Below are 24,701 nucleotides of genomic sequence, written 5' to 3' on the forward strand. Positions count from 1 at the left end.
GGGCCGGACGCGACGAACGGCGACGCCGCGCGCCGCGCCCGGATCCTCCGCTCAGCACCCGGAACGCGGACTGATTCCCGTCATCCGCTCCCACGATGCGAAGGCCCAGCTCGCACGATGTCCACATCGGAGCTGGGCCTTCGTCGTACCTGCGGTCGTCCCGGTTCAGCGGGGCGGCACGAGGCGGTCGAGCTCGTCGAGGACGCGGCGCCACGGGATCTGCTGGCCGAGCCCGCTGCGCGGTTCGTGCGCGGCCCACCACCGCTCGCCGGTCAGCAGGTGCACGCCCGCGTCCTGCAGCGCCGAGGTGTGCCACTTCCACGCCGGGTGGCGGTGGTGCGCGGCGTTGACCGTGGGGAACACGACCACCGGCGCCGTGCCCGCGCCGACCGCTTCGACCGCGGTGGTCAGCGCTTGGCTGTCGCCGAGGCCGAGCGCGAGCTTGCTGACCGTGTTCGCCGTCGCCGGGCACACCAGGTAGCAGTCGATCGGCGGGTGCGGGCTGGGTTCGGACGGCATCCGCGACGCCACCCGGCACGGCAGGCCGGTGAGCTCCGCGATCCGGTCGAGTTCCCCGGAAGCCGCGAGCCACGCGCCCGCGGTCGGGGTGAGCGTCACCGCGACCCGCCAGCCGCGGGACAGCGCGGGTTCGACCAGCTCGGCGCGGATGTGCTCCACCCCGCCCGCGGCCGAGCCGATCAGGGCCAAGGTGCGCGTCGTGTCGATCATGCCGCCATCATCGCCGACGCCGCCGCCCCGCGCGCCGGTCCGATCAGATCGGCGGCCGCGGGTCGTACTGGATGCCGCGGCGCACCTCGCGGGCCCGCTCCACCCCGGCGAGCCGGGACACCAGGTGCAGCGCCAGGTCGATGCCCGCCGAGATCCCCGCCGCGGTGACCAGGTCGCCGTCGTCGACGAAGCGGTCGTCCGGGCGCACCCGCGCGGTCGGCTCCAGTTCCGCCAGCAGCTCCAGCGAGCGCCAGTGCGTCGTCGCGGGACGCCCCGCCAGCAGGCCCGCCGCGGCGAACACCAGCGAACCGGTGCACACGCTGGTCAGCAGCGGGACCGCGGCGCGCTGCTCCCGCACCCACGCGAGGTGCTCCGCGTCGCGCAGCATCGGCCGGGTGCCCTGGCCGCCGGGGTGCAGCAGCACGTCGAGCTCCGGCACATCGGCGAACGAGTGTCCTGATCGGACGGTCAGGCCCTTGGCGCACGCGATCTCACCGCCGTCGGGGGAGAACGTGCGCACCTCGTAGCCGTCCGCGGGGAACGTCCGCGTCCAGAACGACAGGACTTCCCACGGCCCGAGCGCGTCGAGCTCCTCCACGTCCGGGAACAGCAGGATCCCGATCTGCTTCGCCATGCCGTGCTCCTCACCTCGTGCCCGCGACCGCTCCGGTCCCGCGCGGCGCCGCTGCTGGAGGAGTCGCTCCGGCGGCGCGGAAGGTTCCCGGGGAACCCGGTTCAGCCGCGCACGTGCTGGGCGGCGGTGCGGGCGGCGGCCTGCACGGCCCGCCGGTCCACGCGCGTCGGTTCCCGGTCGCGCAGCACCTCCTCGCCCGCCACCCAGACGTCGCGCACGCAGCGGGAACCGGCCGCCCACACCAGGTTCGACAGCAGCTGCTCGTCAGGGGTGTCGATGCCGGTCGCGAACGCCGGGTCGTCCACGTCCAGGTGCACGACGTCGGCCCAGCTCCCCGGTTCCAGCGAGCCGATGTCGTCGCGGTGCAGCGCGGCCGCCCCGCCCCTGGTCGCGGCGAGCAGCGCGCCCGGTGCGGTCAGCGCCATCGCGTCCCCCGTGGACAGCCGGGCCAGCATCACCGACAGCTGCACCTCTTCCCACAGGTCCAGGTCGTCGTTGCTGGACGGGCCGTCGGTGCCCAGGCCGACCGGGATTCCCGCAGCGAGCAGGTCGACCAGCCGCGCGGTACCGGAGGCGAGCTTCGCGTTCGAACCGGGGCAGTGCGCGATGCCCGTCCCGCGGTCGGCGAACAGCTCGATGTCCGCGTCGGACAGGTGCACGCAGTGCGCGGCCAGCACCCGGCCGTCCAGCACGCCCAGCGAGTCCAGCAGCGCGGGCACCGAGCCGTGGCGCTCCCGCTGCTCCCGGTCCTCGTCGGCGGCTTCGGCGACGTGCGTCTGCACCAGGGCTCCGCGCTGCTGCGCGGATTCCCCGATGCGGCGCAGCGCTTCCGGCGGCAGCGTGTAGGCGGAGTGCGCGCCGTAGCCGAGCTCGATCCGGTCGGCGGGCCCGAACCGCAGGCCGTCCGCGTCGATCCAGCGGTCGACGGCCTCGACCATGCCCTGCCAGGAACCCATGCCCTCCAGGCCGGGCGCGGAGATCACGGCCGGGCCGAGCACCACCCGGGAGCCGACGGCCAGCACCGCTTCGGCCACGGACTCGCCGGAGAAGTACATCTCGGCGCTGGTGGTCACCCCGGCGCGCAGCATCTCCACCGAGCCGAGCTCCATGCCGGCGCGGACGTCGGCGGGCCGCAGCCGCGCCTCCGCGGGCCAGATCACCTCGCGCAGCCAGCGCAGCAGCGGCAGGTCGCCGCCCATGCCGCGCAGCAGCGTCATCGGGCTGTGCGCGTGCGCGTTGATGAGGCCGGGCAGCAGGATCCCGCCGCATTCGCGCACCGCGGTCTCCTGCGCGCGCGGCGGTGCGCCCTCGCGCGGGCCGCAGTAGCCGATGCGGCCGTGCTCGTCGACGTCCACGACGGCGTCGCGGATCACCGAGCAGTCGGCGTCGCAGGGAACGGCGATCGGGGCGTGCAGGCGCAAGGCGGTCGGCATGCGCGCATTCTGCCGCAGCGGCGCACCGCCGGGGAAAGCCGGTCGCATGAAGTCCACTGTGGACATACCGGTGCGGTGCGACCGGCCCGCTCACCCGCGGGTGATCAGTCCTCCATGAGACCGCTGCGCCACGCCCACGACGCCGTCTCCACCCGGTTCCGCGCGCCGATCTTCGTCTGCGCCGCCGCGAGGTGGGTCTTCACCGTGGACAGCGACATGAACAGCTCGCCGCCGATCTCCACGTTCGTCAGGCCGCGCGCGGTGGCCCGCACCACGTCCAGCTCCCGCTCGGTCAGCTCCTCCCGCAGCGGTTGCACCCCGCGCCGCGGCCGCTCCGGCGGCTTCGAGAAGTGCTGCAGCAGCCGCACCGTGATCTGCGGCGACACCAGCGCGTCCCCGCGCGAGGCCGCGTTGATCGCCTCGATCAGCAGCGCCGGACCCGCGTCCTTGAGCAGGAAGCCGCTCGCCCCGTTCGCCAGCGCCGAGGCCACGTACTCGTCCAGGTCGAAGGTGGTCACCACGACCACCTTGATCGGATCGGTGGCGTCCGGGCCCGCGAGCTGCTTGGTGGCCTCCAGGCCGTCCAGCCCGGGCATCCGGATGTCCATCAGGCACACGTCCGGGCGCAGCTCCCGCGCCTTCTTCACCGCGTCGAGCCCGTTGGAGACGTCGGCGACGACCTCGATGCCGTCCTGCGACTCCAGGATCATCCGAAAACCGGCCCGCACCATCTCCTGGTCGTCCGCGATCAGCACCCGGATCATCGGTTTCCCCTCCTCGTCGTGCACCGCGCGCTCAGCCGGCGTCGCGTTCGGCCAGCGGGAGCCACGCCTCGACCCGCCAGCCGGCGCCCGGCACCGGTCCTGCGCTGAAGCGGCCGCCGAGCAGTTCGATCCGCTCGCGCATGCCGACGAGACCGTATCCTCCGGAGCCACCCGCCGGTGCGGCGCGGCTGCCGGAACCGTTGTCGGTGACGCGGATGTGCACGTGCTCCTGCGGAGACCGCACCACCACCTGGATCTCGGTGGCGTCCGGGGCGTGCTTGCCCGCGTTCGTCACCGACTCCTGCACCAGGCGCAGCGCGGAGCGGGCGACCTCCTGCGGCACCTCCTGGTCCAGTTCGACCCGCAGCGACACCTTCGGGCCAGCGCCCTCGGCGAGCGCGGTGAGGTCGGCGGCGAGGTCGGTGGTGGCCTGCTCGGTAACGCCGCTGGTGCCCGCGGGTTCCGCGCCGCGCATGCTCGCCACCAGCCTGCGCATCGCCACCAGCGCTTCGGTGCCGCTGCCCGCGATGCGCTCCATCGCCTCCACGGCCGCCTCCGGTTTCTGCGCGGCCACCATCTGCGCGGCCTGCGCCTGCACCACGATCCCGGTGACGTGGTGGGCGACCACGTCGTGCAGCTCCCTGGCCAGCGCCAGCCGTTCCGCCTGCTGCGCCTGCTCCACCGCGCTCTCCACCGTGCGAGTCCTCTCCCCATCCCTGGCCCGGAAGTACAGCCCGGAACCGACGGCCAGCACCAGCAGCAGGCCACCCAGCATCAGCAGGTCCAGCGCGGAGCCGCGGCCCCAGAAGAACGGGCTGTCGGGGACCACCGCCGCCGCCACCAGCACCGCGCCGACCAGCACCGAACAACCGAACACCGCCCGCCGCCTGGAGGCGTAGCGGACCAGGTACGCCATCATCAGCATCCCGGCCGCGACCGCCGTCACCGGAACGTCGTCCATCAGCCCGGCGTGCGTCGGCCAGTTCCCGACCACCCGGGCCGCGCCGCCCATGCACAGCGCCCCGGTCGCGCCCAGCAGCGTGATCTCCACCGGTCGCAGCGGCGTCAGCACCGACAGCGCGGCCAGCACCAGCGACCCCAGCAGCGGCACCAGGGTTTCCGCCGTCCCCTCGAACGCGGTCCCGGTGTCCAGGAACAGCAGCACCGACAGCGCGGCGATCATCGGCCACTGGCGGCGCAGCAGCTCCCGCAGCGGCGTCGAGGCCGTGCTGAGCTGCCAGCCGCGCACGTACGTCCCGGTGCCCACCGCCAGCATCAGCTGCAGCACCCCGAGGGCGACGAACTGCCCGCCCGCGGAGGGCATGTTCCCGCGCAGGTACACCGAACCGATGCACGCCAGCACGAGCCCGGCGGTGACCGGCAGCGCCTTCATCGGCGGCAACCGGCGGTGCGCGAACAGCACCAGCAGCATCAACGCCAGGTTCTCGGTGGCCAGGATCGCTTCCAGCCCCACCGAGGGCGGTGCGGCGCCGGCGATCCGGATCACCGCGCTGGAGAGCACCAGCACGGCCGCGGCGGCGGCCGAGCACACCACCGGATGCCGGCGCCCCCGCACCGCCAGCAGCGCGAGCAGCGCGGCACCGGGCACGGCGATCGGCGCGGTGCCGCCGTGCTGGATCAGCAGCACCACGTCCGCGGAACACGACAACGTCATCAGCGCGGCGAGGAACCACGGCGCCCGCAGGAGACGACCGAGTCGCTGCGCCGACATCTCGGGCGTCGGGCTGGAACTCACGACGCGACCCTAATCCCCGGTACCCGCGGGAGGTCCCGGCCGAATGGTCCGAAACCTCGCCCGATCGGACATCGAACGGTGTCCGCCCGACCGACGCGCCGCACCGCCACCGCACGAGAACGTGTTCCCCGGAAGCGCAGTGGCGGCCGGTGCGGACCGGCCGGCGGAAGGAGATCGCGGTGGCGGCTGCACCGGAACACCCCTCGACGGCCCTGCTGGAGGCGCGGAACCTGACCACGTTCCCGCAGCTGTTCGGCGTGGACTTCGCACTGGCCCGCGGAACGGTCGCCGCGCTCGACGGCCCGTCCCGCGAGCCGAAGACGTGGTTGCTGCAGGTGCTCGCCGGACTGCGCCGCCCGGACGCGGGGGCGGTGCTGTTCGACGGGGTGCGCATCGACGAACTCGGCGATCACGAGCTGCGGGAGGTGCGGCAGCGCCGCTTCGGGTTCCTGTTCGCCGACGGGATGCTGGTCCCCGAGCTGACCACCGCGGAGAACTGCGCGCTGCCGCAGATGCTGGCCGGGGCCGACCGGGCCGCGGCGATGGACCGCGCCGCGGGGATGCTGCGCGACTTCGGCCTGGAGCGGGTGCGGGACCGCTTCCCCGGGCAGCTCTCCGCCGCCCAGGCGGAACGGCTGACCGTGGCGCGGGCGATGGCCCACCGGCCCAGCGTGATCTTCGCGGACTCCCCGGAGCTGACCGCGTCCACCACCGCCGAGCTGCTGGACGCGGCCCGCGCCCACGGCATCGCGGTGGTGCTGGCGACCGCGGACCCCGCGCTGCTCGCCCGCGCCGAGCAGGTGCTGCGGCTCGGCGAGCGCGCGCCGGAGCTCGCGGTCGCGGCTTGACCGGAAGTAGGAGGTGGACCGGCCGTTCGGCCGATCCGGCCGACCCGGCCGGGCGGTGAAGCTGGTGGGGATCGCCGACCCGGAGGTACCACCATGCTGACCATCGCCGCCACCGCGCTCGGCACCATCGGAGCGGTCGCCGTGCTGCTGCTGATGGCCGTGAGCTCGCTGCTGCCCGACGTCGTCGAGCACCGCGGCCGCGCCCTGCTCACCCCGAAGGTGCACGACGCGGCCTGACCACTCCCCGCACCGCCCGCGCACCCCGCCCGTCGGCGGAGCGACCGGGCCCGCGCAGTCAGACCCGGTCGAAGATCAGGTCGTGGATCTCCCGGCCCTCGTCGTGGGCGCGGCTCTCGAACTTGGTGACCGGACGCCACTCGGGCCGCGGAGCCCAGCCGCCCGGCTCGGCCGCGTACCGGTTGCGCAGCTCCGGTTCCGCCGAGCACACCTCCATCATCTGCTCGGCGTAGTTCTCCCAGTCCGTCGCCAGGTGCACGTACCCGCCGGGCGCGAGCCGGGAGGCGATCAGCGCGATCGTCTCCGGCTGCACCAGCCGCCGCTTGTGGTGGCGCTTCTTCGGCCACGGGTCCGGGAAGAAGATCCGCACCCCGGCCAGCGACCCCGGCGGCACGTGCTCGCGCAGCAGCACCACCGCGTCGCCGCGCAGCAGCCGCAGGTTCGACAGCTCCAGGTGCTCGGCTCGCAGCAGCAGCTGCGCCAGCCCCGGCTTGTAGACCTCCACGGCGAGGTGGTCGACCTCGGGCGCGGCGGCCGCGAGCTGCGCGGTGCTCTCACCCATGCCGGAACCGATCTCCAGCACCAGCGGGGCCTCGCGCCCGAACCAGGTCGCCGCGTCCAGCGGCCCGGCGGGCAGCGCGTCCACCGAGTCGCCCATCGAGGGCCAGTGCCGGTCCCACGCCCGCTGCTGGCCGACGGTCATCCGCTCGCCGCGCTGGACGTAGCTGACGATCGTGCGCCGGTGCTGGACCTGCTGGTCAGAAGTGCTCATCGAGAGGTGAGTATCGCAAACCCGCCGGGCAGGGCCGCTACCAGGATTCGACGACCGGCAGCGCGGCGAGCAGCCCGCCGGTGCCGCTGAGCGGCAGCGGCGGCGGCGGACCGTCGGTGTGGGCGGCGACGACCTCGACCCAGCCGGGGTGGTCGTCGGTGAGCGCGACGGTCGTCGGCGCGTGCCTGGTGCCGCGTTCGGACGGCGCGTACTCCCAGTACCCGGTCTCGCCGGTGCCCGCCCACGGCACGAACACCCAGCCGTCGCGGCTGGTCAGCAGCCGGTGCACGTCGTCCTCGAAGGCGAACCCCTCGGCTCGGGAGGACAGCTCGCCGCGGTCCAGCGCCCGCAGCCACCACGGGGCGGGCAGCCTGCTCGCCGAGCCGTGCAGCTTGCGGTAGAGGTCGAGGACCTTCTGCTCCGCGGCGGTGTGGATCCAGCTCCGGCGCAGCGAGGCGGGAGCGGCGGCTTCGGCCACCACGGGGTGCGCCTCCGTGGCCAGCGACCACTCCAGCCGGGGAACCGGTTCGAGGAGCACGTCGGTCTGGTCGCGCCGGGAGCGCGGCGGGTCGCGCCGCTCCGGCGAGCACTCGGTCGAATGCACCATGGCCCACCTCTCTGCTGTTGGGGGAAGCACGCGGACCGCTGTGGCGGTCCGACGTGGCGCATGCACCTCAGCGACGTTGGTGTGGAGGCACGCGTCCTGCCTTATCCATTACCACAGGCAGACGATCATGTGAAGTTTCCACCACGAGTTGTGAACCATCGCATATCGGACTCGTTCGAGTGGTCGAGTCGACAGCGGGGCCGGAAGGCGGTGCAGTGGAGACGTGGAACGCACCGTGCAACAGGTCGAGGTGGACGGCGGGGTCGCCGTCGGCCTCGACGGGTCGCCGTCCTCGCTGCGCGCGCTGGACGTGGCCGCGCACGAGGCGGAGCTGCGCTCGGCGGTGCTGCACGTGGTGCGGGCGTGGAGCATGCGCACGGCGCCGCGGCCCGCGGACTGCCCGCCGGGGGCGGTGCCGAGCATGGACGCCTACCAGCGATCGGTGGACGAGTCGGCGGAGCGGATCGTGCGGGACCGGCTGGGCGCGGAGCCCCGGATCCCGGTGCAGCGGCACATCGCGCACTCCCCGTCACCGCAGGCGCTGCTGTCGGCTTCCCGCGGCGCGGACCTGCTGGTGGTGGGCCACCGCGGTCGCGGCGGCTTCGCCGGCCTGCTCCTCGGCTCGGTCGCCGAGCAGTGCGTCCGCCACGCGGCCTGCCCGGTCCTGGTGGTCCGGCCGGCCATCTGACGAAGTCCTCCGGCACTTGCCGCGCGCGGACGGCGCCTCCCGCGCGGAGGCGGTGGCGGACGCGGCGAAGGCGCGGCGGGACGGACCAAGATCAACGGGGAAAAGCACAGGGCCCGGGCCATCCCCCGAATGACAGCCCGGGCCCTCCCCCGTCCCGACCGCCGGCGCCCCCGAGCGCTGGTGCAGTCGGTCGATTCTGTTGTGCCGCACGGTCTTCGCGCCTCGCGAGCGCTGGACCGCCCCGGAGGTGTCGAGCCGGGCCCGGCACCTTGGTCCCTGATCCGCCGCGGTCGGGTTCCGATGCCCCGGAGGACGGCCGATGGTGCGGCCGAAGCGGTTTCCGGTCGGAACTGCGATCACGGCTCGATCTTGCCGAGATCTTATCTTCCGGCGTGATCAGCCTCTCGGGCGGGCCGGGTAACGCCGTGGCGTCCGCCGCATCCGCCGCTCAGGCGTCTCGGCGCTGCACCGCGAAGATCGCCGCGCCGAGCGAGACCACCGCGAACGCCGCGAAGTACGCCAGCGAGGCCCACGGTCCCAGCGGCACCGAGCTCGGGTCGTCGAAGGTCGTCAGGAAGCGGCTGCCGACGTTGAACGGCATCCACTGCACCAGGTCGGAACCGATGTTGGGGATCAGTGCGATGAGCGATTCGCCGAGCAGCACCCACACGATCAGCAGCGTCACCGCGCCCGCGGTCTGCCGCAGCAGCGTCCCGACGCCGAGGGCGAGCACGGCGGTCACCGCGAACACCGGACCGGCGCCCGCGACCTCGCGGATCCGGTCGGCGCTGTCCAGCGCCAGTTCGGGCCCGGGGGCGAGCAGCTGGGCGAGCCCCCAGGAACCGAAACCGGCCAGCTCGCCCAGCACGAAGCCGGTGACGCCGACGACGGCGGCCTTCGACAGCAGCACCGAGGCCCGGTCGGGCACGGCCTGGAACGTGGCGCGGATGGTGCCGAAGCGGTATTCGGTGGTGATCGCCAGCACGGCCATCACGAGCACGACCATCAGCCCGAACTGGTGGCCGGACATGGCCCCGCTGACGGAGAGTCCCTCGTCGGCGGAGGCGGCCATGGCACCGGTGAAGGCGATGGGCAGCCCGACGGCGAGCGCCGCGCACCACCAGGGCGACCGGGTGGAGAACAGCTTGGTGCGTTCCACGGCGAACAGCGTCATCGGGCGTCCCTCCCAGCGGTGGCGAGCGCGTCGCCGAAATCGGTCTGGTATTCCACGGCGTCCCCGGTGATCTGCATGAACGCCTCTTCGAGCGAGCCGCGCTGCGGGGACAGCTCGTGCAGCACGACGCCGTGCCTGGCGGCGATCTCGCCGACCCGGTCGCTCTCGGCGCCGGTGACGACGATCGTGTCGGGCGTCGTCGGGTCGGCGGGCTTCGCGAGGACGCCGTCGGCGGTGAGCAGGTCGCGCAGCCGCGCGGCCTGCGGGGAGCGGACGGTCAGCGAGGTGAGCCCGGCGCCCGCGACGAACTCGTCGGTGCTGCACTGGGCGATCAGCTCGCCCTTGCCGACCACGACGAGCTGCTCGGCGGTCAGCGACATCTCGGTGAGCAGGTGGCTGGAGACGAACACGGTGCGGCCCTCGTCGGCGAGCCTGCGCATGAAGCGGCGGATCCAGTGGATGCCTTCGGGGTCGAGCCCGTTGACCGGCTCGTCGAACAGCAGGATCTTCGGGTCGCCGAGCAGGGCGGCGGCGATGCCGAGCCGCTGCGACATGCCGAGGGAGAACCCGCCGGCGCGCTTCCCCGCGACCTCGCCGAGCCCGACCATGTCGAGGACCTCGTCGACGCGGCTGACCGGGATCCGGTTGGACCGGGCGAGCCAGCGCAGGTGGGCGTGCGCGGAACGGTTCGGGTGCACCCACTTGGCGTCGATGAGCGCGCCGACGGTGCGCAGCGGTTCGCGCAGCTCGCGGTACTGCTTGCCGTCGACGCGCACGGTGCCCGAGGTCGGCCGGTCCAGGCCGAGGATCATGCGCATCGTGGTGGACTTGCCCGCGCCGTTGGGGCCGAGGAAGCCGGTGACGGTGCCGGGTCGCGCGGTGAACGACAGGTCGTTGACCGCGACCTTCGATCCGTACCGCTTGGTGAGGCCTTCCGCCTCGATCATGGTGACCTCCGAGTGCTGGGCGCGCCTCGGCGGTGGTCCGGGCGCCGAGGTGAACTCTGCCCGGTGCGGCGGGTCCGGCACCTCGGTCGTCCGGCCACGGCGGCTGAGCCGTTCGGCCCGTTCCGGCAGGTGCTCGCGTAGTTCTTGCGTACTACCCGCGGGCCGTTCGACCAGCCGTCGCGATCAGGGGAACCAGCGGGCGAGCGCGGCGACCACGCCGTCCTCGGTGACGGGTCCGGTGACCTCGGTGGCGGCGGCGCGCACCTCGTCGGGGGCCTGGCCCATCGCGACGCTGTGCGCGGCCCAGCGCAGCATCTGCACGTCGTTGGTGCCGTCACCGGCCGCGAAGGTGTCCTCGGTGGACACTCCGAGCTCGGTGCGCAGCTTCTCCAGCGCGGCGCCCTTGGTGACGCCGGCGGGCACCACCGTCACCCACGGCTCGTAGTGGTCGATGGTGGTGGTGCAGCCGGGGAGCTCGGCGTCGGCGAGCGCGTCGAAGACCTCCTGCGGCGCGTGGTCCTCCCAGTTCGCGATGAGCCGCGGCACGGGTGCCGAGACCAGTTCGTCGAGGGAGGCGAGCCGCTGCGGCCCGTGCAGCTGGTACTCGCGGAACAGGCTGGTGACGAGGCTGCCGGTGCCGACCTGCTCGACGGCGTAGGACGCCCCGGGCAGCAGCGGCGCGAGGCGCGCGTGCACCGGAGCGGGGTCGAACGTCTCCACGGCCAGCGCGTCGCCGGTGGCGGCGTCGAGCAGCACCGCGCCGTTGGAGCACAGCGCGACCCCACCGGTGAGGCCGAGTTCGCGCAGCACCGGCACCGTGCCGAGCATGCTGCGCCCGGTGGCGATCACGACGTGCGCGCCCGCGGCCGCGGCGCGGCGGACCGCGTCCCGCACCGGTGGCGAGATGGTCTGCGCGTCGGGGTCGAGCAGCGTTCCGTCCACGTCGAGCGCGACGAGCCTGGGCTTCCATGCGGGATCGGGCACGCCGCCCAGGCTAGCCGTCCACCAGCGCGAACGGACCGACCCGGCGGGCGGCCGCGCACCGCGCCCGGATCTCACGCGGCCGCGCAAGGCGGGGCCTCAGCGTTCGCCGAGGCGGACCAGGCCGGTCTCGTAGGCGACGATCACCGCCTGCACCCGGTCCCGGACGCCGAGCTTCGCCAGCACCCGGCCGACGTGGGTCTTCACGGTGGCTTCGGAGACGTGCAAGGTCGCGGCCAGCTCCTGGTTGTTGAGCCCCTTGCCCACCAACGCCAGCACTTCGCGCTCCCGCTCGGTCAGCACGTCGAGGGCGGCGCGGTCCCGGGCGCCGGCGGTGGAGGTGTCCAGGAACCGCTCCAGCAGCCGCCGGGTGACGCTGGGCGCGACGACCGCGTCGCCGACCGCGACGGACCGCACCGCCGCGACCAGGCCGCTCGGCTGGATGTCCTTGAGCAGGAATCCGCTCGCGCCACCGCGGAGCGCGGCCAGGGAGTACTCGTCCAGGTCGAACGTGGTGAGCACCAGGACCTTCGCGTCGCAGTCGGCGGTGATCAGCCGGGTCGCCTCGATGCCGTCCAGCACCGGCATCCGCACGTCCATCAGCACCACGTCCGGGTCGAGCCGCCGGGCGAGCCGCACGGCCTCCGCACCGTCCCCGGCATCGCCCACGACCTCGATGTCCTCGTGCGCGTCGAGCACCATGCGGAACCCCATGCGCATCAGTTCCTGGTCGTCGACGAGCAGCACCCGGATCATGGCCACCCACCCTAAGCGCCCGGAGGGCGCGGGGAACCGGTTCCCGGATGATCTCCGTGACAACCCTCGCGGGCCCTACCCGTCCGCGGCGACCGCGGGCGGCGCGCCGGACGGCGTCCCGTCGTGCCGGAGCCCGATGTGCCACAGGTCGCGCCAGAGCAGCTCCCACGGCCGCCGGGGCTCCGACACCACCCACACGGGAGTGCCCTCGTACAGCGACGGCAGGCCGGTGCGCACCGTGTCCACCCGCCGCACGGAACCGAAGTGGCGCAGGAGGAAGTCCCGCCGTCCGCCCACGTAGATCGCGCTCCGGACGTGCTCGGCGGGCCTGCCGAACGCCCAGTACCCCCGGCTCGCGCTGTGGACCTCGGTGCGGCCGTAGTGGTGCACCGCGCTCGCCACCCAGTAGTCCTCGGCGATCACCGGTGCCGCGTGCTCGCGGGCGTTGCGCTCGACGATCGCGGTGAGCTCCGGCCAGCCCACGCTGCCGGTGCCCACCAGGTCGAACCGCGGGATCAGCCCGACCGGCAGCACCGGCAACGTCGCCACGACCGCGACCAGCGCGGAGACCGCGTACAGCCGCGCGGAGAACCACCGCGCCCGGAGCTGCACGGCACCGACCGCGAACAGCAGCCCGTACGCGCCCGCCAAGTAGTACGGCCGCGATTCCGTCAGCGCCACCAGCACGGCCACCCCGAGGACCGTCCAGCCGAGGAAGCGGTACGGCCGCAGCTCCGGCGCGCGCAGCAGCCGCCAGCAGCCGAAGCACACCAGCACTCCGCCGGGAATTCCCGCGCACAGCACCACGGCGGGCAGCAGGAGCACGCCGAAGGAGCTCTCCGCGGCGACGGCCTCGCCCATGCTCAGCTGCGGCCAGCCGTGGGTGGCCTGCCACCACAGCGTCGGCGCCGCGGTGAGCAGCGCGCCCGCCGCACCGGCCCACAGCAGCGGGCGGCGCAGCAACGACCGCGGCCCGGTGCACAGCAGCACCAGCCACAGCACCAGCCACAGCACCGGGATCAGCAGCTTGACCTGCATCGCCAGGGCCGTGCAGGCGCAGGCCGCGAGCAGCAGCCGGTCCTGCCGCACGCCCTGCTCGCGCAGCCGCACCCAGCGGACCAGCGGCCACAGCACCGCGGTCCACAGCACCGGGTCGAAGGAGACGGTGGCGAGCATGTGCCCGCCCCCCAGCGTCTGCCCGGCGACCGCCCAGGCCCCGCCCGCCAGCAGCTGCGCCCGGCGATCACCGCCGAGCTCCCGCGCGAGCAGGGCCGTCAGCACGACCCCGGCGCCGGCCGCGAGCGCAGGCAGCAGCCGCAGCGCGAGCAGCGAACCGGGGAACGCGGTGTCGGCGAGCAGCGCGATCAGCGGCACCAGCGGGGGCTGGTCGACGTACCCCCAGTCCAGGTGGTGCCCGGCGGCGAGGAAGTACAGCTCGTCGGCGTAGATCCCGTAGCGGCCGCTGGTGAGCAGCAGCACCCCGGTCACGGCGGCGGCGATCAGCAGCAGCGGCCGGGTGGCGAGCGCGGGCAGCGCGGACGGCGCGGCGGCGGTACTCGGTGCGGGCGGGGGAACGAGGCGCGAACGCTCGTCGAGTGCGGGCGGCATGACCACTTCCCGGTTCGGGGCTCGGACCGGCCCAGACTCCGGCGCGGACCGCTGCACGCGCGTCCGCCTGAGCGTTGAACCCGGCACCGCCGCACGTCCCACCGGAGTAGGACGTCAGGTCATCCCGGCGACGCAGGGCGCCCGGCCGGCGGCCTGGGGGATTCGTCGACGAGTGGCCGAATCCCCGGCGACGTGCCGACGGTCGGCCCGGTGGGACGTGCGGCGTTCGCGCCGGGTCCGTCGATCAGTTCGGCGCAACCGCGTCGGAGCTCACCAGCGGCAGCACCGCGTGCACCCGCCAACCGCCCTCCGGCCGGGGTCCCGCGGTCAGCGCGCCGCCGTACAGCGCGGCCCGCTCGCGCATCCCGTCCAGCCCGTTCCCCTCGCCCGAGCCGGTTCCCGCGAGCGCGGCGGCCGAGCCCGACCCGTCGTCGCTGATCTCCAGCTCGACGACGCGGCCGTCGTTGTCTACCCGCACGACCGCCGCTCCGCCGCCGTGCTTGAGCACGTTCGTCAGCGCCTCCTGCGTGATCCGGTACACGGCGAGGCCGAGCCCCGTCGGCAGGCCCTCGACGTCCCCGGAGAGTTCGAGCCGGACCGGCAGGTCCGGGCGCCGCACCCGGTCGACCAGTTCGCGCAGGCTCACCGACCCGGGCGGCGGGGGCCAGGCCCCGCCCTCGGCCGGGTCGCGCAGCACCTCCAGCAGACCGCGCAGCTCGGCCAGCGCCGTCCGGCCCGTGTCGCCGATCGTGCGGGCCGCCCGCTCGGCCAGTTCGGGATCGGTGCGCAGCGCGTAGCTCGCCCCGTCGGCCTGCGCGATCATCACGCTGAGCGAGTGCGCGAGCACGTCGTGGATCTCGCGGGCGATGCGGTTGCGCTCCTCGGCGACGGCGAGGCGGGCACGCCGGTCCCGCTCGGATTCCGCGCGCCGCAGCCGGTCCTCGACCTCCCGCAGGTGCGCGCGACGGGCGGCGATGAACTCGCCGAGCGCCCAGACCAATGCGGTGAGCAGCAGGTGGACCAGCGTCGCGCCGACCACCGCGAGCTCCGGCCACCCGGACGGGAGCGGGCCGACGACCACCAGTCCGGTCGGCACGACCAGGTTGAACGCCACGGCCAGCACCGCCCCGGTCCACCGGTGCCCGGCCACGACCAGCCCGTACAGCACCAGGAACACCGCTACCTGCCCCGGGTTGACCAACGGCCGCAGCGCCAGGACCACGTGCGTCCCGACCGCCCCGGCGAGGACTCCGGCCGCGGCGAGCAACGGGGCGCGGCGGCGCAACGCGACCGGCGCGCAGGCGAGCAGTTCGAGGTACGGGGGCAGTTCGCGCGGCCACAGGCCGTACGCGTCGGGTTCGGAGATCAGGAAAGCGACGAACAGCAGCGCCGCCGTCCACCCGTCCACGGCCGTCGGATGCGCCCGCGCCCACGCGCTCCAGTTCCGCACCGGCCCAGCGTAGGCGCGGAGCACCGCCGGATCGTCATCCTCACGGCGGGTTCCCGTCATACCGGGGTCGTAGTCGAGCCCCCACCCGGAGCGGGGTCCGCGGCCGGATCAGCCGGCGCCCGCGCGGGGTTCCGCGTCGAAGTGCCCGCTGGCCCGGGCGCTGATCTCCTCCTGCAGCGCCTTCTCCCGCTGCTTGGTGCGCAGCCGGGCGAGCAGCCAGATCGTGATGCCGTGCGCCACCGCCAGCACCAGCAGCAGCACGCCGACCCGGGTGATCAGGGCGTGGAACGGATCGCCGCCGCCCATCCGGACGGTGGACAGCAGAGCCAGCACGCCGAGCGTCGCCAAGTGGAACAGCACCGTGATCAGCTGGTTCGCCGAGTCCGCGACCTTGCCGTCCGGGTAGACCGCGGCGAGGTACGTGGTGCCGCTGCGGCGCAGCAGCCACCCGTCGACGAACACCAGCACGGTGCCGATGACCAGGAATGCGAGGGTGTAGCCGGTTCCCACGGGTATCACCGAATTCCGCTGTCGAGTGCGTTGTGCGCATGTCCGTGCACTCGCCGGGTTCCCGGACAGATCGTCGGGCAAACCGATCTCGGCGCCGGATCGTGGCAGGATGGCCGCGATCACGGGCCGCGTCCAAGGAGGCAGGGGTGACTTCGCCGGTCGAGCAGCAGCGCTGGGCGGGTCCGCTGTCGGCGTCGGTCGCGCGGATGTGCGCGGGGTTGCGCGGCCAGGTGTGCGAGCGCACCGCGGCCGGTTTCGACGAGGTGCTGCACCGGATGTCCGCCCCGTTGCAGGTGGCGGTGGCCGGCCGGATCAAGTCGGGCAAGTCGACGCTGGTGAACGCGATGATCGGCAGGCGGGTGGCACCGACCGACGTCGGCGAGTGCACCCGGCTGGTGACCCGCTTCCAGTACGGCACGGTGGACCGGGTCGAGGTGGTGTTCCACGACGGGTCGAAGCAGGCGGTGCCGTTCGACACCGACGGCGGCATCCCGGCGGAGCTGGGAGTCGAGCTGGACCGGGTCTCGCACCTGGAGGCGTACCTGACGAACGCGGTGCTGCGCGACCTGACGGTGATCGACACCCCGGGCCTGGGTTCGCTGGACGCCGCGTCGGTGGCGCGGACCGAGCAGCTGCTGGGCGCCCGCGAGCCGGGTGCGGACGACCTGGACCCGGTGTCGCGCAGCGCCGTCGCGGGTGCCGAGGCCGTGCTGTACGTGGTGACGCAGGCGGTGCGCGCCGACGACCAGCAGGCGCTGGACGCGTTCACCGCGGCCACCGCGAGCCGGGACGCGGGCCCGGCGAACGCGATCGCCGTGCTGAACAAGGCGGACACCGTCGAACCGGACTCGGTACCGGGTTCCGGCGGCGAGGTGTGGCGGGCGGCGGAGGCGCTGGCCGCGGAGCAGGCCGCGCTGCTCGGGCCGCGGGTCGCGGAGGTGCTGCCGGTGATCGGCCTGCTCGCGGAGACCGCGGAGACCGGCGGGTTCGGCTCCGCGGACGCGGAGGCACTGCGGGCGCTGGCGCAGCTGGACGAGGCGGACCGGCTGACGATGCTCATGTCGGCGGACCTGTTCACCGGCTGGGAGTGCGCGGTCCCGGGGCGGGACCGGGAGCGGCTGCTGGAGCGGCTGGACCTGTACGGGGTGCGGCGGGCGCTCGCGGTGCTCGCGGACGATCCGGAGATCACGGCGGGGAAGCTGCGCCGGGTGCTGCTGGACTGCTCGGGGCTGGCCGGGGTGCGGGCGCGGCTGGACGAGGTGTTCCGGGCGCGCGCCGACGGGATCAAGGCGGCGGCCGCGCTGGCCTCGGTGACGGCGTTGGCGCAGGCGTCCGGTGACCCGGGCGAGCGGCAGCGGGTGCACGACGCGATCGAGGTGCTGCTGAGCAGGCGGGAGGCGCACCAGCTGCGGGTGCTGGAGGCGTTGACGCTGGTGACCTCCGACGCGGTGCGGTTGCCGGAGGATCTGGCGGCGGAGGTGCTGCGGATCGGTGGCAGCGCGGATCCCGGCTCCCAGCTGGGGATGGCGGGGCGGCCGCGGCACGAGCTCGTGCAGTTCGCGCTGGAGCGGGCGAGCTGGTGGCGGTCGTTCGCGTCGTTCGGCGCGACGCCCGCGCAGAGCCGCGTCGCGTTCGTGGTGCACCGGGCGTACTTCCTGATCTGGCAGCAGCTGCAGGCCGGTCAGGTGCCGGCGCCGGGCTGAACACCGGCGAGCGGCGAGCGGAGGGGACGCGGCGGTGCGGGACTGGCTTCGACGACGATCTTCACCTGATCGTGGAACCGAGCGGGCGACCACCGCGTCGGAACCGGGTGCGGAGGAACCCGCCGAACCGGACGCCGAGTTGGGGGCTGACATGACCGCCGTGCACATCGACCCGCTCGACCAGGCGCTGTCCGAACGCACCGAGCTGATCAGGCTGTGCCTGTACGCGCTCGACCGGGCTCGCAGCAGCGGCGTCGCCGAACGGCTGACCGAAGGGCTGGACGGAATCGGGGTGGTGCGGCTGCGCCCCGAGGGGCTGCCGTTCGACCCCTCCCGGCACGAGGCGGGCGGCACGGTGCCCACCGACGATCCCGCGTTGGACGGGATCGTCGCCGAGACCGAGGTCCCGGGCTTCGCCGACCGCGATCAGGTGCTGCGCACCCCGGTCGTCACCGTGTACCAGTGGCGCCCGGGACCAGCGGCGAGCTGAACCGGAACTCCGCGGAGCGGGAGATCTTGCGGGTCCGCTCGCGGGCGGGGGCGCGCTCGGCGAGGTCGGGCAGCACCGAGCTCACCGACATCAGCAGCAGGACGGCGAGCGCGAGGACGAGTCCGATGACGGTGCCGATGGTGGTGAGTGCGGTGAACATGGTGTTCCTCCTTGCCGGTGACTTCACCCCGCAGTTCGAGGTGACACCAGAATCGCTGGTCATCCCCCTCCGGCGAATCGGCCGTGCGGCTCGGCCGCTCTAAGCCCTCCGGCCAAGGACGAGCCGGGGCGCCCAGCCGTTCGGTCGAGGCCTCCGGACCCGGTGCGCGGCCGAACGGTCCGCCCGCCCCGATCCGGGTGGTCGTCGGCGGTGCGCCGGGCCCGCGAGCTGGTCGGGTCGGGTGGACCGCGCGGGAAGCGGACCGGGCGCGCGCCGGTGGGCGGTACATTCACGCCCGCGCCGCGGCCGATCCGGGCCGGCGGCCGGCCCGCGCCGAACGCGGTGCCCGAACGCAGCGACGGGAGTGCGCATGACTTCGGCCGGTCCGGCGACGACCGGGGTGCCCGTGGCGGCCACCGCCTTGCCCCAGCAGGTCAAGCAGACCAGGGACCGGTTGTTCGCCCTGCTGCGGGAGGTCGACCCGGACGCCGCGGACTGGGCGGACCGGGTGCGGCGCTCCCGGCCGCTGGTGCCGAGCGTCGTCGTGGTCGGGGAGACGAACCGCGGCAAGAGCTCCTTGGTGAACGCGCTCGTCGACGCCCCCGGACTGTCCCCTGTGGACGCTTCGGTGGCGACGTCGACGTACCTGGAGTTCCGGCACGGCGAGCGGTGGCGCGGCCTCGCCTGCTACCCGGCCGACGCGGAACCGGTGGAGTTCGCGGTGGCCGAGCTGCCCGCCTGGTCGTCCGCGCGGACGACGCCGCCCGAAGGCGCGCTCCCGCCGCGGCACCTGCGGATCGAGGCACCGCTGGACGTGCTGGCCGCGCTGACCGTCGTGGACACCCCCGGAGTCGGCGGCCTCGACTCGGTGCACGGGGAGCTCGCCGCCGAAGCCGCCTCCGCCGCGACCGCGCTGCTGTTCGTCGCCGACGCCTCCGCCCCGTTCACCCGCGGCGAGCTGGACTTCCTGCACGGCGCGGCGGATCGGGTGGAGACCGTGGTGTTCGCGCTCGCCAAGACGGACCAGCACCGCGGCTGGCGCCGGGTGCTGGAGGAGAACCGCGCGCTGCTGGCCGAGCACGCGCCGCGGTTCGCGGACGTGCCGATCCACCCGGTGTCGGCGCGGCTGTGGGAACTCGCCGCGCAGGCGCCGAACGAGCAGGCCGCCACCATGCTGCGGGAGCGGTCCGGGGTGGCCGAGCTGCGCTCCGCGCTGGAGCAGCTCGTCGGCGGCCGGGCCGCGATGCTCGGCGAGGCCAACACGATGCGCGCGCTGTCCACCGTGCTCGGCGAGCTGGCGGTGCGGCTGGCCGCCGAGCAGCGCGCGCTCACCGTCGGCGAGGACGAGGCCGAATCGCTGCGCGCCCGCCGCGACGAGCTCAGCGCCTCCCGCCGCTCCTCCACCCGCGGCTGGCAGCTGAAGCTGCGCGGCGAGATCCAGCGCACCCGCGTCGAGGTCAGCCACGAGGTGACCCGGCAGATGCGGGAGGTGCAGAGCTGGTTCCGCCGCGCCATCGACACCGCCGAGCACGGCGCGCTCACCGCCCTGCCGCACCAGGTGGACACCGCGCTGCAGATGGTGTCCTCGCGGGTGTCGGCGCTGCTGTCGGCGCGGCTGGCGAAGGTCGCCGAGGTGTCGCTGGCGGAGCTGTTCTCCGCGGAGGAGCTGGACGTGATCCGCTCCCAGTTCGCCCGCGGCGCGCAGTCGCCCATCGCGCTGCGGCCACCGGACAAGCGGGCGCCGACCGCCGAGGACAAGCTGCTGGTGTTCATGGGGATCTCCGGCGGCCTCGGGGTGGGCCGGGCGGCGGCGATGCCGCTGGCCGGGATCGGCGTGGGCGTGCTGAACCCGGTGGTGCTGCCGGTGACGATCGTGCTGGGCCTCGGCGCCGGCTGGTGGATGGCCCGCACCCGCAAGCACGCGGCGGACAAGCAGCACCTCAAGCAGTGGCTCACCGAGGCCATCGCGGACGCCCGCTCCGCTCTGGACCAGCTGGTGTCCGAGCAGCTGATCGAAGCCGAGCAGCAGCTGTCGCTGGCGCTGGACGACGCGCTGGGCAGGCGCATCGAATCGATCGAGGCAGAGCTGCGGGAGGTCGACAAGGCGCTGAAGATGGACGCCGCCGAGCGCAGCCGCCGGTTGCACACCGCCGAGCAGCGGCTCGCCGAGGCCCGCAGCGGCCGGGATCGCGCCGAGCACCTGCTCGGCGCGATCCGCGGGCTCCGCGACCGCGCCGAATGACGGATCAGGGCAGCAGCACCAGCTTCCCGCCCGGGTGGCCCTCGCTGAGGAGCCGGTGCGCCGCGGCGGCCTCGGCCAGCGGGAAGGTCCGCGCGATCGGCAGCTCCAGCCGCCCGGCGGCGGCCGCGGGCAGCAGCCGCTCCCACGCCGCCGCGCGGACCTCGGTGCCCGGGTCCGCGTCGGGACCGCCGCCGACGAGCCGGATCCCGTCCGAGGCGCGGTGGAACGCGGCGGCGCTGGTGATCCGCTCCGGGGCGACGAGCGCCAGCGAGACGTCGATCGCCTCGTCGGTGCCGACGGTGTCGATCACGCCGGCGACGCCGTCCGGCGCGGCCGCGCGCACCCGCTCCAGCAGACCGTCCCCGTAGGACACCGGCACGACGCCGAGGCCGCGCAGCCACTCGTGCCGGGATTCGCCCGCGGTGCCCACGACCCGCGCTCCCGCGGCGACCGCGAGCTGGGCGGCGAGCACGCCCACCGCACCGGACGCGCCGTGCACCAGCACGGTCCGGCCCGCGACGTCGCCGAGCAGCGACAGCTGGTGCACCGCGGTGCCGCCCGCGAGCAGCAGGCCGGACGCGACCTCCCAGGACAGCCCGGCGGGTTTCGGGACGACGGAGCTCGCGGGCACGTCCACCTCGCTCGCCGAGGCGCCGGGCGCGGGGTGCACGACCACCTCGTCGCCGACCGAGATCGGACCGGCCTTCCCGGTGGCCCCCTCGCCGACGGCGGTGACCACGCCGGCGAGCTCGTTGCCCACGGGCAGCGGCAACCTCGCCGGGTCGGAGCCGAACGCTCCGCTGTAGAGCTTGTGGTCGATCGGGTTCACCCCGATCGCGCGGGCCTCGACCACGACCCGTCCCGGACCGGGCGAGCCCACTTCGACGTCGACGACGGACAGGACTTCCGGGCCACCGAACGCGGTGGCGACGATGCGAACAGCCATGTCCGCCGCAACACCGCCCGCACCGCCCGGATTCCCCACCGCCGCGCCGCATCCGGTGACGCGGGGGAACCGGGCGGCTCTACGCTGCGTCGTAGCGCTGAGCCGAGGCCGAAGTGGGGGTCGAGATGTACATCGAGGAGACGGGTGCCGGGGACGGCGACATCAAGGTCACCGTCGAGGGCGTGGAGTACACCGCCGAGGCGAACTACGACCTCGACGGCGACGGCGTGGACGACGCGGTCACGATCCTGACCGAGGACGGCCACGTGGCCTACCTCGACGAGGACGCCGACGGCGCCGCCGAGGTGATGCAGACGGTGGACGCGGACGGCACCGTCGTCGGCCAGGCCCGCTACGACGCCGCCACCGGCGACTGGGTCGCCGAGCAGCCGGAGCAGCACCCCGGCGCGGCCGACCCGCGGCAGCGCGGCGGGGCACCCTTGGTCATCGACACCCCGGGCGGCGAGCAGCAGATCGGGCCGGCCACCGAGGACACCGACAACGACGGCCGCCCCGACACCGCGGTGGTCACCACGGAGCACGGGACGATGCTGGTGACCGACGTGGACGGCGACGGTTCCGCGGACCAGCTGGTGGAGATCGGGAACTCCGGCGAGGTCACCATCACCCACCACACCGGCGCCGGGGAGTGGACGGTCGTCGAGCAGGGCACCCTCGACCAGCAAGGCCAGTACGTGCCCGCCCCGCACCCGGCGGCCGGTGCGACCGACGACGCGACCTGGACGTTCGGCGACCCGGAGCCGCCGGAGGCGCAGCAGGTCGCCCAGGAGCGGCCCACGACCTGCTCCGATTCGGACGCCGCCTGGAGCTGACGGTCCCGAGCGCTCGAATTCCTCCTATCCGGTGGAGTTCGGGCGCTGTTCGCATCCCGGATCGGCGCGGGAACGGCACGAGATGTCCGCCCGGCCGTCATCTCCCGTTCGCGGGGCTGTCCGCTTCGCCGGAAATCCTTGGTCATCCACGCGCGGTGACGGCTGAATTTTCGTCTAGACCTGTGCTTCGCCGGGGTACTGAATCGATCCCCTTATCGTTCCTGTGAGAGAACCTACACAGCTGATCTCCATTGCGAGCGCCCGGCACCGTTAGCCTCGGTGCATCCCTTTCCAAGCTCCTCCCGTTCTGCGGGTGGGGCGAAGCATTCTCTGAACACGCCGGTGGCACCGCCGCCGCCGGACGAGCATTCCGGGCTGTGGCGCCCAGTCAGGAGACACGAAGCGATGACCGCCTTGACCATCCCAGGTCTCGACCAGGCACCCACCGACCACGCACGCCTGCTGTCGTGGGTGCGCGAGGTCGCCGAGCTGACCACGCCCGAGCGGGTGGTGTGGTGCGACGGCTCCCAGGAGGAATGGACGCGGCTGACCGACGAGCTGGTCGAGGCGGGCACCTTCACCCGGCTGGAGAAGAAGCCCAACTCGTTCTGGGCCGCCTCGGACCCGACGGACGTGGCACGCGTCGAGGAGCGGACCTACATCTGCTCCCGGGAGCGCAAGGACGCGGGCGTCACCAACAACTGGATGCAGCCCGACGAGATGAAAGCGATCATGACCGAGCTCTACCGGGGCTCGATGCGCGGTCGCACCATGTACGTCATCCCGTTCTGCATGGGTCCGCTGGAGGCCGACGAGCCGAAGCTGGGCGTCGAGATCACCGACAGCGCCTACGTGGTGACCTCCATGCACATCATGACCCGGATGGGCGCGAAGGTTCTGGAGAAGCTGGGCAGCGACGGCGCGTTCGTACCCGCGCTGCACTCGGTGGGCGCCCCGCTGGAGCCCGGCGAGCAGGACGTCGCCTGGCCCTGCAACGACACGAAGTACATCACCCACTTCCCCGAGGAGCGGATGATCTGGAGCTTCGGCTCCGGCTACGGCGGCAACGCGCTGCTCGGCAAGAAGTGCTACTCGCTGCGGATCGCCTCCGCGATGGGCCGCGACGAGGGCTGGCTCGCCGAGCACATGCTGATCCTCAAGCTCACCTCGCCGGAGGGCAAGGTCCACTACGTGGCCGCCGCGTTCCCGTCGTCGTGCGGCAAGACGAACCTGGCGATGCTGCAGCCGACCATCCCCGGCTGGAAGGCGGAGACGCTCGGCGACGACATCGCCTGGATGCGCTTCGGCGAGGACGGCAGGCTGTACGCGGTGAACCCGGAGGCCGGTTTCTTCGGCGTCGCCCCGGGCACCGACGAGAACACCAACCCGAACGCGATGCGCACCATCGAGCAGGGCAACACGCTGTTCACCAACGTGGCCCTCACCGATGACAAGGACATCTGGTGGGAGGGCATGGGCGAGGCGCCCGCGCACCTCACCGACTGGAAGCAGCGGGACTGGACGCCGGACTCGGACGAGAAGGCCGCGCACCCGAACTCCCGCTACTGCACGCCGATGTCGCAGTGCCCGATCCTCGCCGACGAGTGGGACGACCCGAACGGCGTGCCGATCTCGGCGATCCTGTTCGGCGGCCGCCGCAAGACGACGGTGCCGCTGGTGAACGAGGCGTTCGACTGGCAGCACGGCGTGTTCATGGGCGCCACCATGTCCTCGGAGACCACCGCCGCCGCCGCGGGCCAGGTCGGCGTGGTGCGCCGCGACCCGATGGCGATGCTGCCGTTCATCGGCTACAACGTCGGCGACTACTTCCAGCACTGGGTGAACATGGGCAAGTCGGCGGACGCGACGAAGCTGCCCCGGATCTTCTACGTGAACTGGTTCCGCCGCGACGAGTCCGGCAAGAAGATCGTGTGGCCGGGCTTCGGCGAGAACTCCCGCGTGCTCAAGTGGGTCGTGGACCGCATCGAGGGCAACGCGGCCGCCGAGGACACCGCGATCGGCCGGGTGCCGTCGGCGGACCAGATCGACCTGTCCGGCCTGGACACGCCGCGCGAGGACGTGGAGACCGCGCTGCACGTGGACGTGGAGGAGTGGAAGGCGGAGATCCCGCTGATCGAGGAGTGGTTCGCCACGATCGGTGCGGACCTGCCGAGCTCGGTGCAGGACGAGTTCGACGCGCTGAAGCAGCGCCTCGGCGTCGCCTGACCCGGCACGCCCCCGAGAAGGGCCGCCCGCGGAACTCCCGCGGGCGGCCCTTCCGCATTTCCGGGAAGAAACCCGCCATTCTGCGGATTCATCGCGACCGCAGTCAGCGAAACCGGCGAATCGGTCCGGAACTTCCGAAAAATGGATCGACGGAACGGAACCCGCCGGGCACCCCGCACGTCCTAAGAACAACGGATCACGAGGGGA

Annotated in this window: 24 protein-coding genes; 8 read left to right on the forward strand and 16 right to left on the reverse strand. The window is 73.6% G+C overall.

Annotated features, from left to right (window positions below; translation table 11 throughout):
- Positions 1-165 precede the first annotated feature (165 nt).
- The 5 genes from H1226_RS27400 to H1226_RS27420 all read right to left on the reverse strand — a co-directional run bounded on the left by H1226_RS27400 (position 166) and on the right by H1226_RS27420 (position 5,316).
- Positions 166-729: a flavoprotein gene (locus tag H1226_RS27400; RefSeq protein ID WP_224960070.1), complete on the reverse strand. Its 564-nt coding sequence runs from the start codon at positions 727-729 to the stop codon at positions 166-168.
- Between the two features lie 43 nt (positions 730-772).
- Positions 773-1,363 carry a DJ-1/PfpI family protein gene (locus H1226_RS27405; protein ID WP_258344262.1) on the reverse strand — a complete coding sequence of 197 codons (591 nt, stop codon included), beginning with the start codon at positions 1,361-1,363 and terminating at the stop codon, positions 773-775.
- Positions 1,364-1,464: 101 nt separating this feature from the next.
- The gene (locus H1226_RS27410; protein ID WP_258344264.1) at positions 1,465-2,796 is read right to left on the reverse strand and encodes an amidohydrolase family protein; all 1,332 of its coding nucleotides are present in this window, start codon (positions 2,794-2,796) and stop codon (positions 1,465-1,467) included.
- A gap of 104 nt (positions 2,797-2,900) precedes the next feature.
- Positions 2,901-3,560, reverse strand: coding sequence for a response regulator transcription factor (locus H1226_RS27415; RefSeq protein ID WP_224960076.1), 660 nt, complete (start codon positions 3,558-3,560; stop codon positions 2,901-2,903).
- Positions 3,561-3,591: 31 nt separating this feature from the next.
- The gene (locus H1226_RS27420) at positions 3,592-5,316 is read right to left on the reverse strand and encodes a sensor histidine kinase (RefSeq protein WP_258344276.1); all 1,725 of its coding nucleotides are present in this window, start codon (positions 5,314-5,316) and stop codon (positions 3,592-3,594) included.
- A gap of 179 nt (positions 5,317-5,495) precedes the next feature.
- On the opposite strand from H1226_RS27420, the gene H1226_RS27425 reads away from it, so the two are divergent.
- Together H1226_RS27425 and H1226_RS27430 are read left to right on the forward strand one after the other, a co-directional pair.
- Positions 5,496-6,164: an ABC transporter ATP-binding protein gene (locus tag H1226_RS27425; protein WP_224967333.1), complete on the forward strand. Its 669-nt coding sequence runs from the start codon at positions 5,496-5,498 to the stop codon at positions 6,162-6,164.
- Between the two features lie 93 nt (positions 6,165-6,257).
- Positions 6,258-6,401, forward strand: coding sequence for a hypothetical protein (locus H1226_RS27430; RefSeq protein WP_258344279.1), 144 nt, complete (start codon positions 6,258-6,260; stop codon positions 6,399-6,401).
- 58 nt (positions 6,402-6,459) lie between these two features.
- On the opposite strand, the gene trmB is transcribed toward H1226_RS27430, so the two are convergent.
- Both trmB and H1226_RS27440 read right to left on the reverse strand, forming a co-directional pair.
- Positions 6,460-7,173, reverse strand: coding sequence for a tRNA (guanosine(46)-N7)-methyltransferase TrmB (trmB, locus tag H1226_RS27435; protein WP_258344289.1), 714 nt, complete (start codon positions 7,171-7,173; stop codon positions 6,460-6,462).
- Between the two features lie 37 nt (positions 7,174-7,210).
- Positions 7,211-7,780: a hypothetical protein gene (locus tag H1226_RS27440; RefSeq protein ID WP_258344291.1), complete on the reverse strand. Its 570-nt coding sequence runs from the start codon at positions 7,778-7,780 to the stop codon at positions 7,211-7,213.
- A 223-nt stretch (positions 7,781-8,003) separates the two neighbouring features.
- Here H1226_RS27440 and H1226_RS27445 point away from each other — a divergent pair, with 223 nt between their 5' ends.
- Positions 8,004-8,468 carry a universal stress protein gene (locus H1226_RS27445; protein WP_224960085.1) on the forward strand — a complete coding sequence of 155 codons (465 nt, stop codon included), beginning with the start codon at positions 8,004-8,006 and terminating at the stop codon, positions 8,466-8,468.
- 448 nt (positions 8,469-8,916) lie between these two features.
- Here H1226_RS27445 and H1226_RS27450 read toward each other — a convergent pair whose 3' ends face one another.
- The 7 genes from H1226_RS27450 to H1226_RS27480 form a co-directional block, all read right to left on the reverse strand.
- Complete coding sequence (locus tag H1226_RS27450) at positions 8,917-9,642, reverse strand: hypothetical protein (protein ID WP_258344298.1); 726 nt, start codon at positions 9,640-9,642, stop codon at positions 8,917-8,919.
- Positions 9,639-10,589 (reverse strand): ABC transporter ATP-binding protein, encoded by a 951-nt coding sequence (locus H1226_RS27455; protein WP_224967337.1) that lies wholly within the window; start codon positions 10,587-10,589, stop codon positions 9,639-9,641. Before H1226_RS27455 ends, H1226_RS27450 begins: the two co-directional genes overlap by 4 nt.
- Positions 10,590-10,772: 183 nt before the next feature.
- Positions 10,773-11,573: an HAD family hydrolase gene (locus tag H1226_RS27460; protein WP_258344299.1), complete on the reverse strand. Its 801-nt coding sequence runs from the start codon at positions 11,571-11,573 to the stop codon at positions 10,773-10,775.
- Between the two features lie 96 nt (positions 11,574-11,669).
- Complete coding sequence (locus H1226_RS27465) at positions 11,670-12,326, reverse strand: response regulator (protein ID WP_258344301.1); 657 nt, start codon at positions 12,324-12,326, stop codon at positions 11,670-11,672.
- A 75-nt stretch (positions 12,327-12,401) separates the two neighbouring features.
- Positions 12,402-13,934, reverse strand: coding sequence for a glycosyltransferase family 39 protein (locus H1226_RS27470; RefSeq protein WP_258344303.1), 1,533 nt, complete (start codon positions 13,932-13,934; stop codon positions 12,402-12,404).
- A 244-nt stretch (positions 13,935-14,178) separates the two neighbouring features.
- Positions 14,179-15,384, reverse strand: a complete 1,206-nt coding sequence (locus H1226_RS27475; RefSeq protein ID WP_258344305.1) for a sensor histidine kinase — start codon at positions 15,382-15,384, stop codon at positions 14,179-14,181.
- 108 nt (positions 15,385-15,492) lie between these two features.
- A complete protein-coding gene (locus H1226_RS27480; protein WP_258344307.1) occupies positions 15,493-15,903 on the reverse strand; it encodes a hypothetical protein in 411 nt (136 codons plus the stop codon).
- A 197-nt stretch (positions 15,904-16,100) separates the two neighbouring features.
- Between H1226_RS27480 and H1226_RS27485 the strand changes: the two genes are divergently transcribed.
- The gene (locus H1226_RS27485; RefSeq protein ID WP_258349514.1) at positions 16,101-17,597 is read left to right on the forward strand and encodes a dynamin family protein; all 1,497 of its coding nucleotides are present in this window, start codon (positions 16,101-16,103) and stop codon (positions 17,595-17,597) included.
- Positions 17,598-17,748: 151 nt separating this feature from the next.
- Complete coding sequence (locus H1226_RS27490; protein WP_224961293.1) at positions 17,749-18,087, forward strand: nucleotide exchange factor GrpE; 339 nt, start codon at positions 17,749-17,751, stop codon at positions 18,085-18,087.
- Here H1226_RS27490 and H1226_RS27495 read toward each other — a convergent pair.
- Positions 18,047-18,247, reverse strand: coding sequence for a hypothetical protein (locus H1226_RS27495; protein ID WP_258344311.1), 201 nt, complete (start codon positions 18,245-18,247; stop codon positions 18,047-18,049). The genes H1226_RS27490 and H1226_RS27495 overlap by 41 nt on opposite strands.
- Before the next feature lie 370 nt (positions 18,248-18,617).
- Here H1226_RS27495 and H1226_RS27500 point away from each other — a divergent pair, with 370 nt between their 5' ends.
- Positions 18,618-20,489 carry a dynamin family protein gene (locus H1226_RS27500; protein WP_258344317.1) on the forward strand — a complete coding sequence of 624 codons (1,872 nt, stop codon included), beginning with the start codon at positions 18,618-18,620 and terminating at the stop codon, positions 20,487-20,489.
- A 4-nt stretch (positions 20,490-20,493) separates the two neighbouring features.
- Here H1226_RS27500 and H1226_RS27505 read toward each other — a convergent pair whose 3' ends face one another.
- Entirely contained in the window at positions 20,494-21,435 is a 942-nt protein-coding gene (locus H1226_RS27505; protein ID WP_258344325.1) for a quinone oxidoreductase family protein, read from the reverse strand.
- Between the two features lie 113 nt (positions 21,436-21,548).
- Here H1226_RS27505 and H1226_RS27510 point away from each other — a divergent pair, with 113 nt between their 5' ends.
- Together H1226_RS27510 and H1226_RS27515 are read left to right on the forward strand one after the other, a co-directional pair.
- A complete protein-coding gene (locus H1226_RS27510) occupies positions 21,549-22,268 on the forward strand; it encodes a DUF6802 family protein (RefSeq protein ID WP_258344327.1) in 720 nt (239 codons plus the stop codon).
- A gap of 405 nt (positions 22,269-22,673) precedes the next feature.
- Positions 22,674-24,494 (forward strand): phosphoenolpyruvate carboxykinase (GTP), encoded by a 1,821-nt coding sequence (locus H1226_RS27515; RefSeq protein WP_224961283.1) that lies wholly within the window; start codon positions 22,674-22,676, stop codon positions 24,492-24,494.
- Positions 24,495-24,701: the final 207 nt, after the last annotated feature.

It is taken from the genome of Saccharopolyspora gregorii (assembly GCF_024734405.1).
GTDB lineage: Bacteria > Actinomycetota > Actinomycetes > Mycobacteriales > Pseudonocardiaceae > Saccharopolyspora_C > Saccharopolyspora_C gregorii.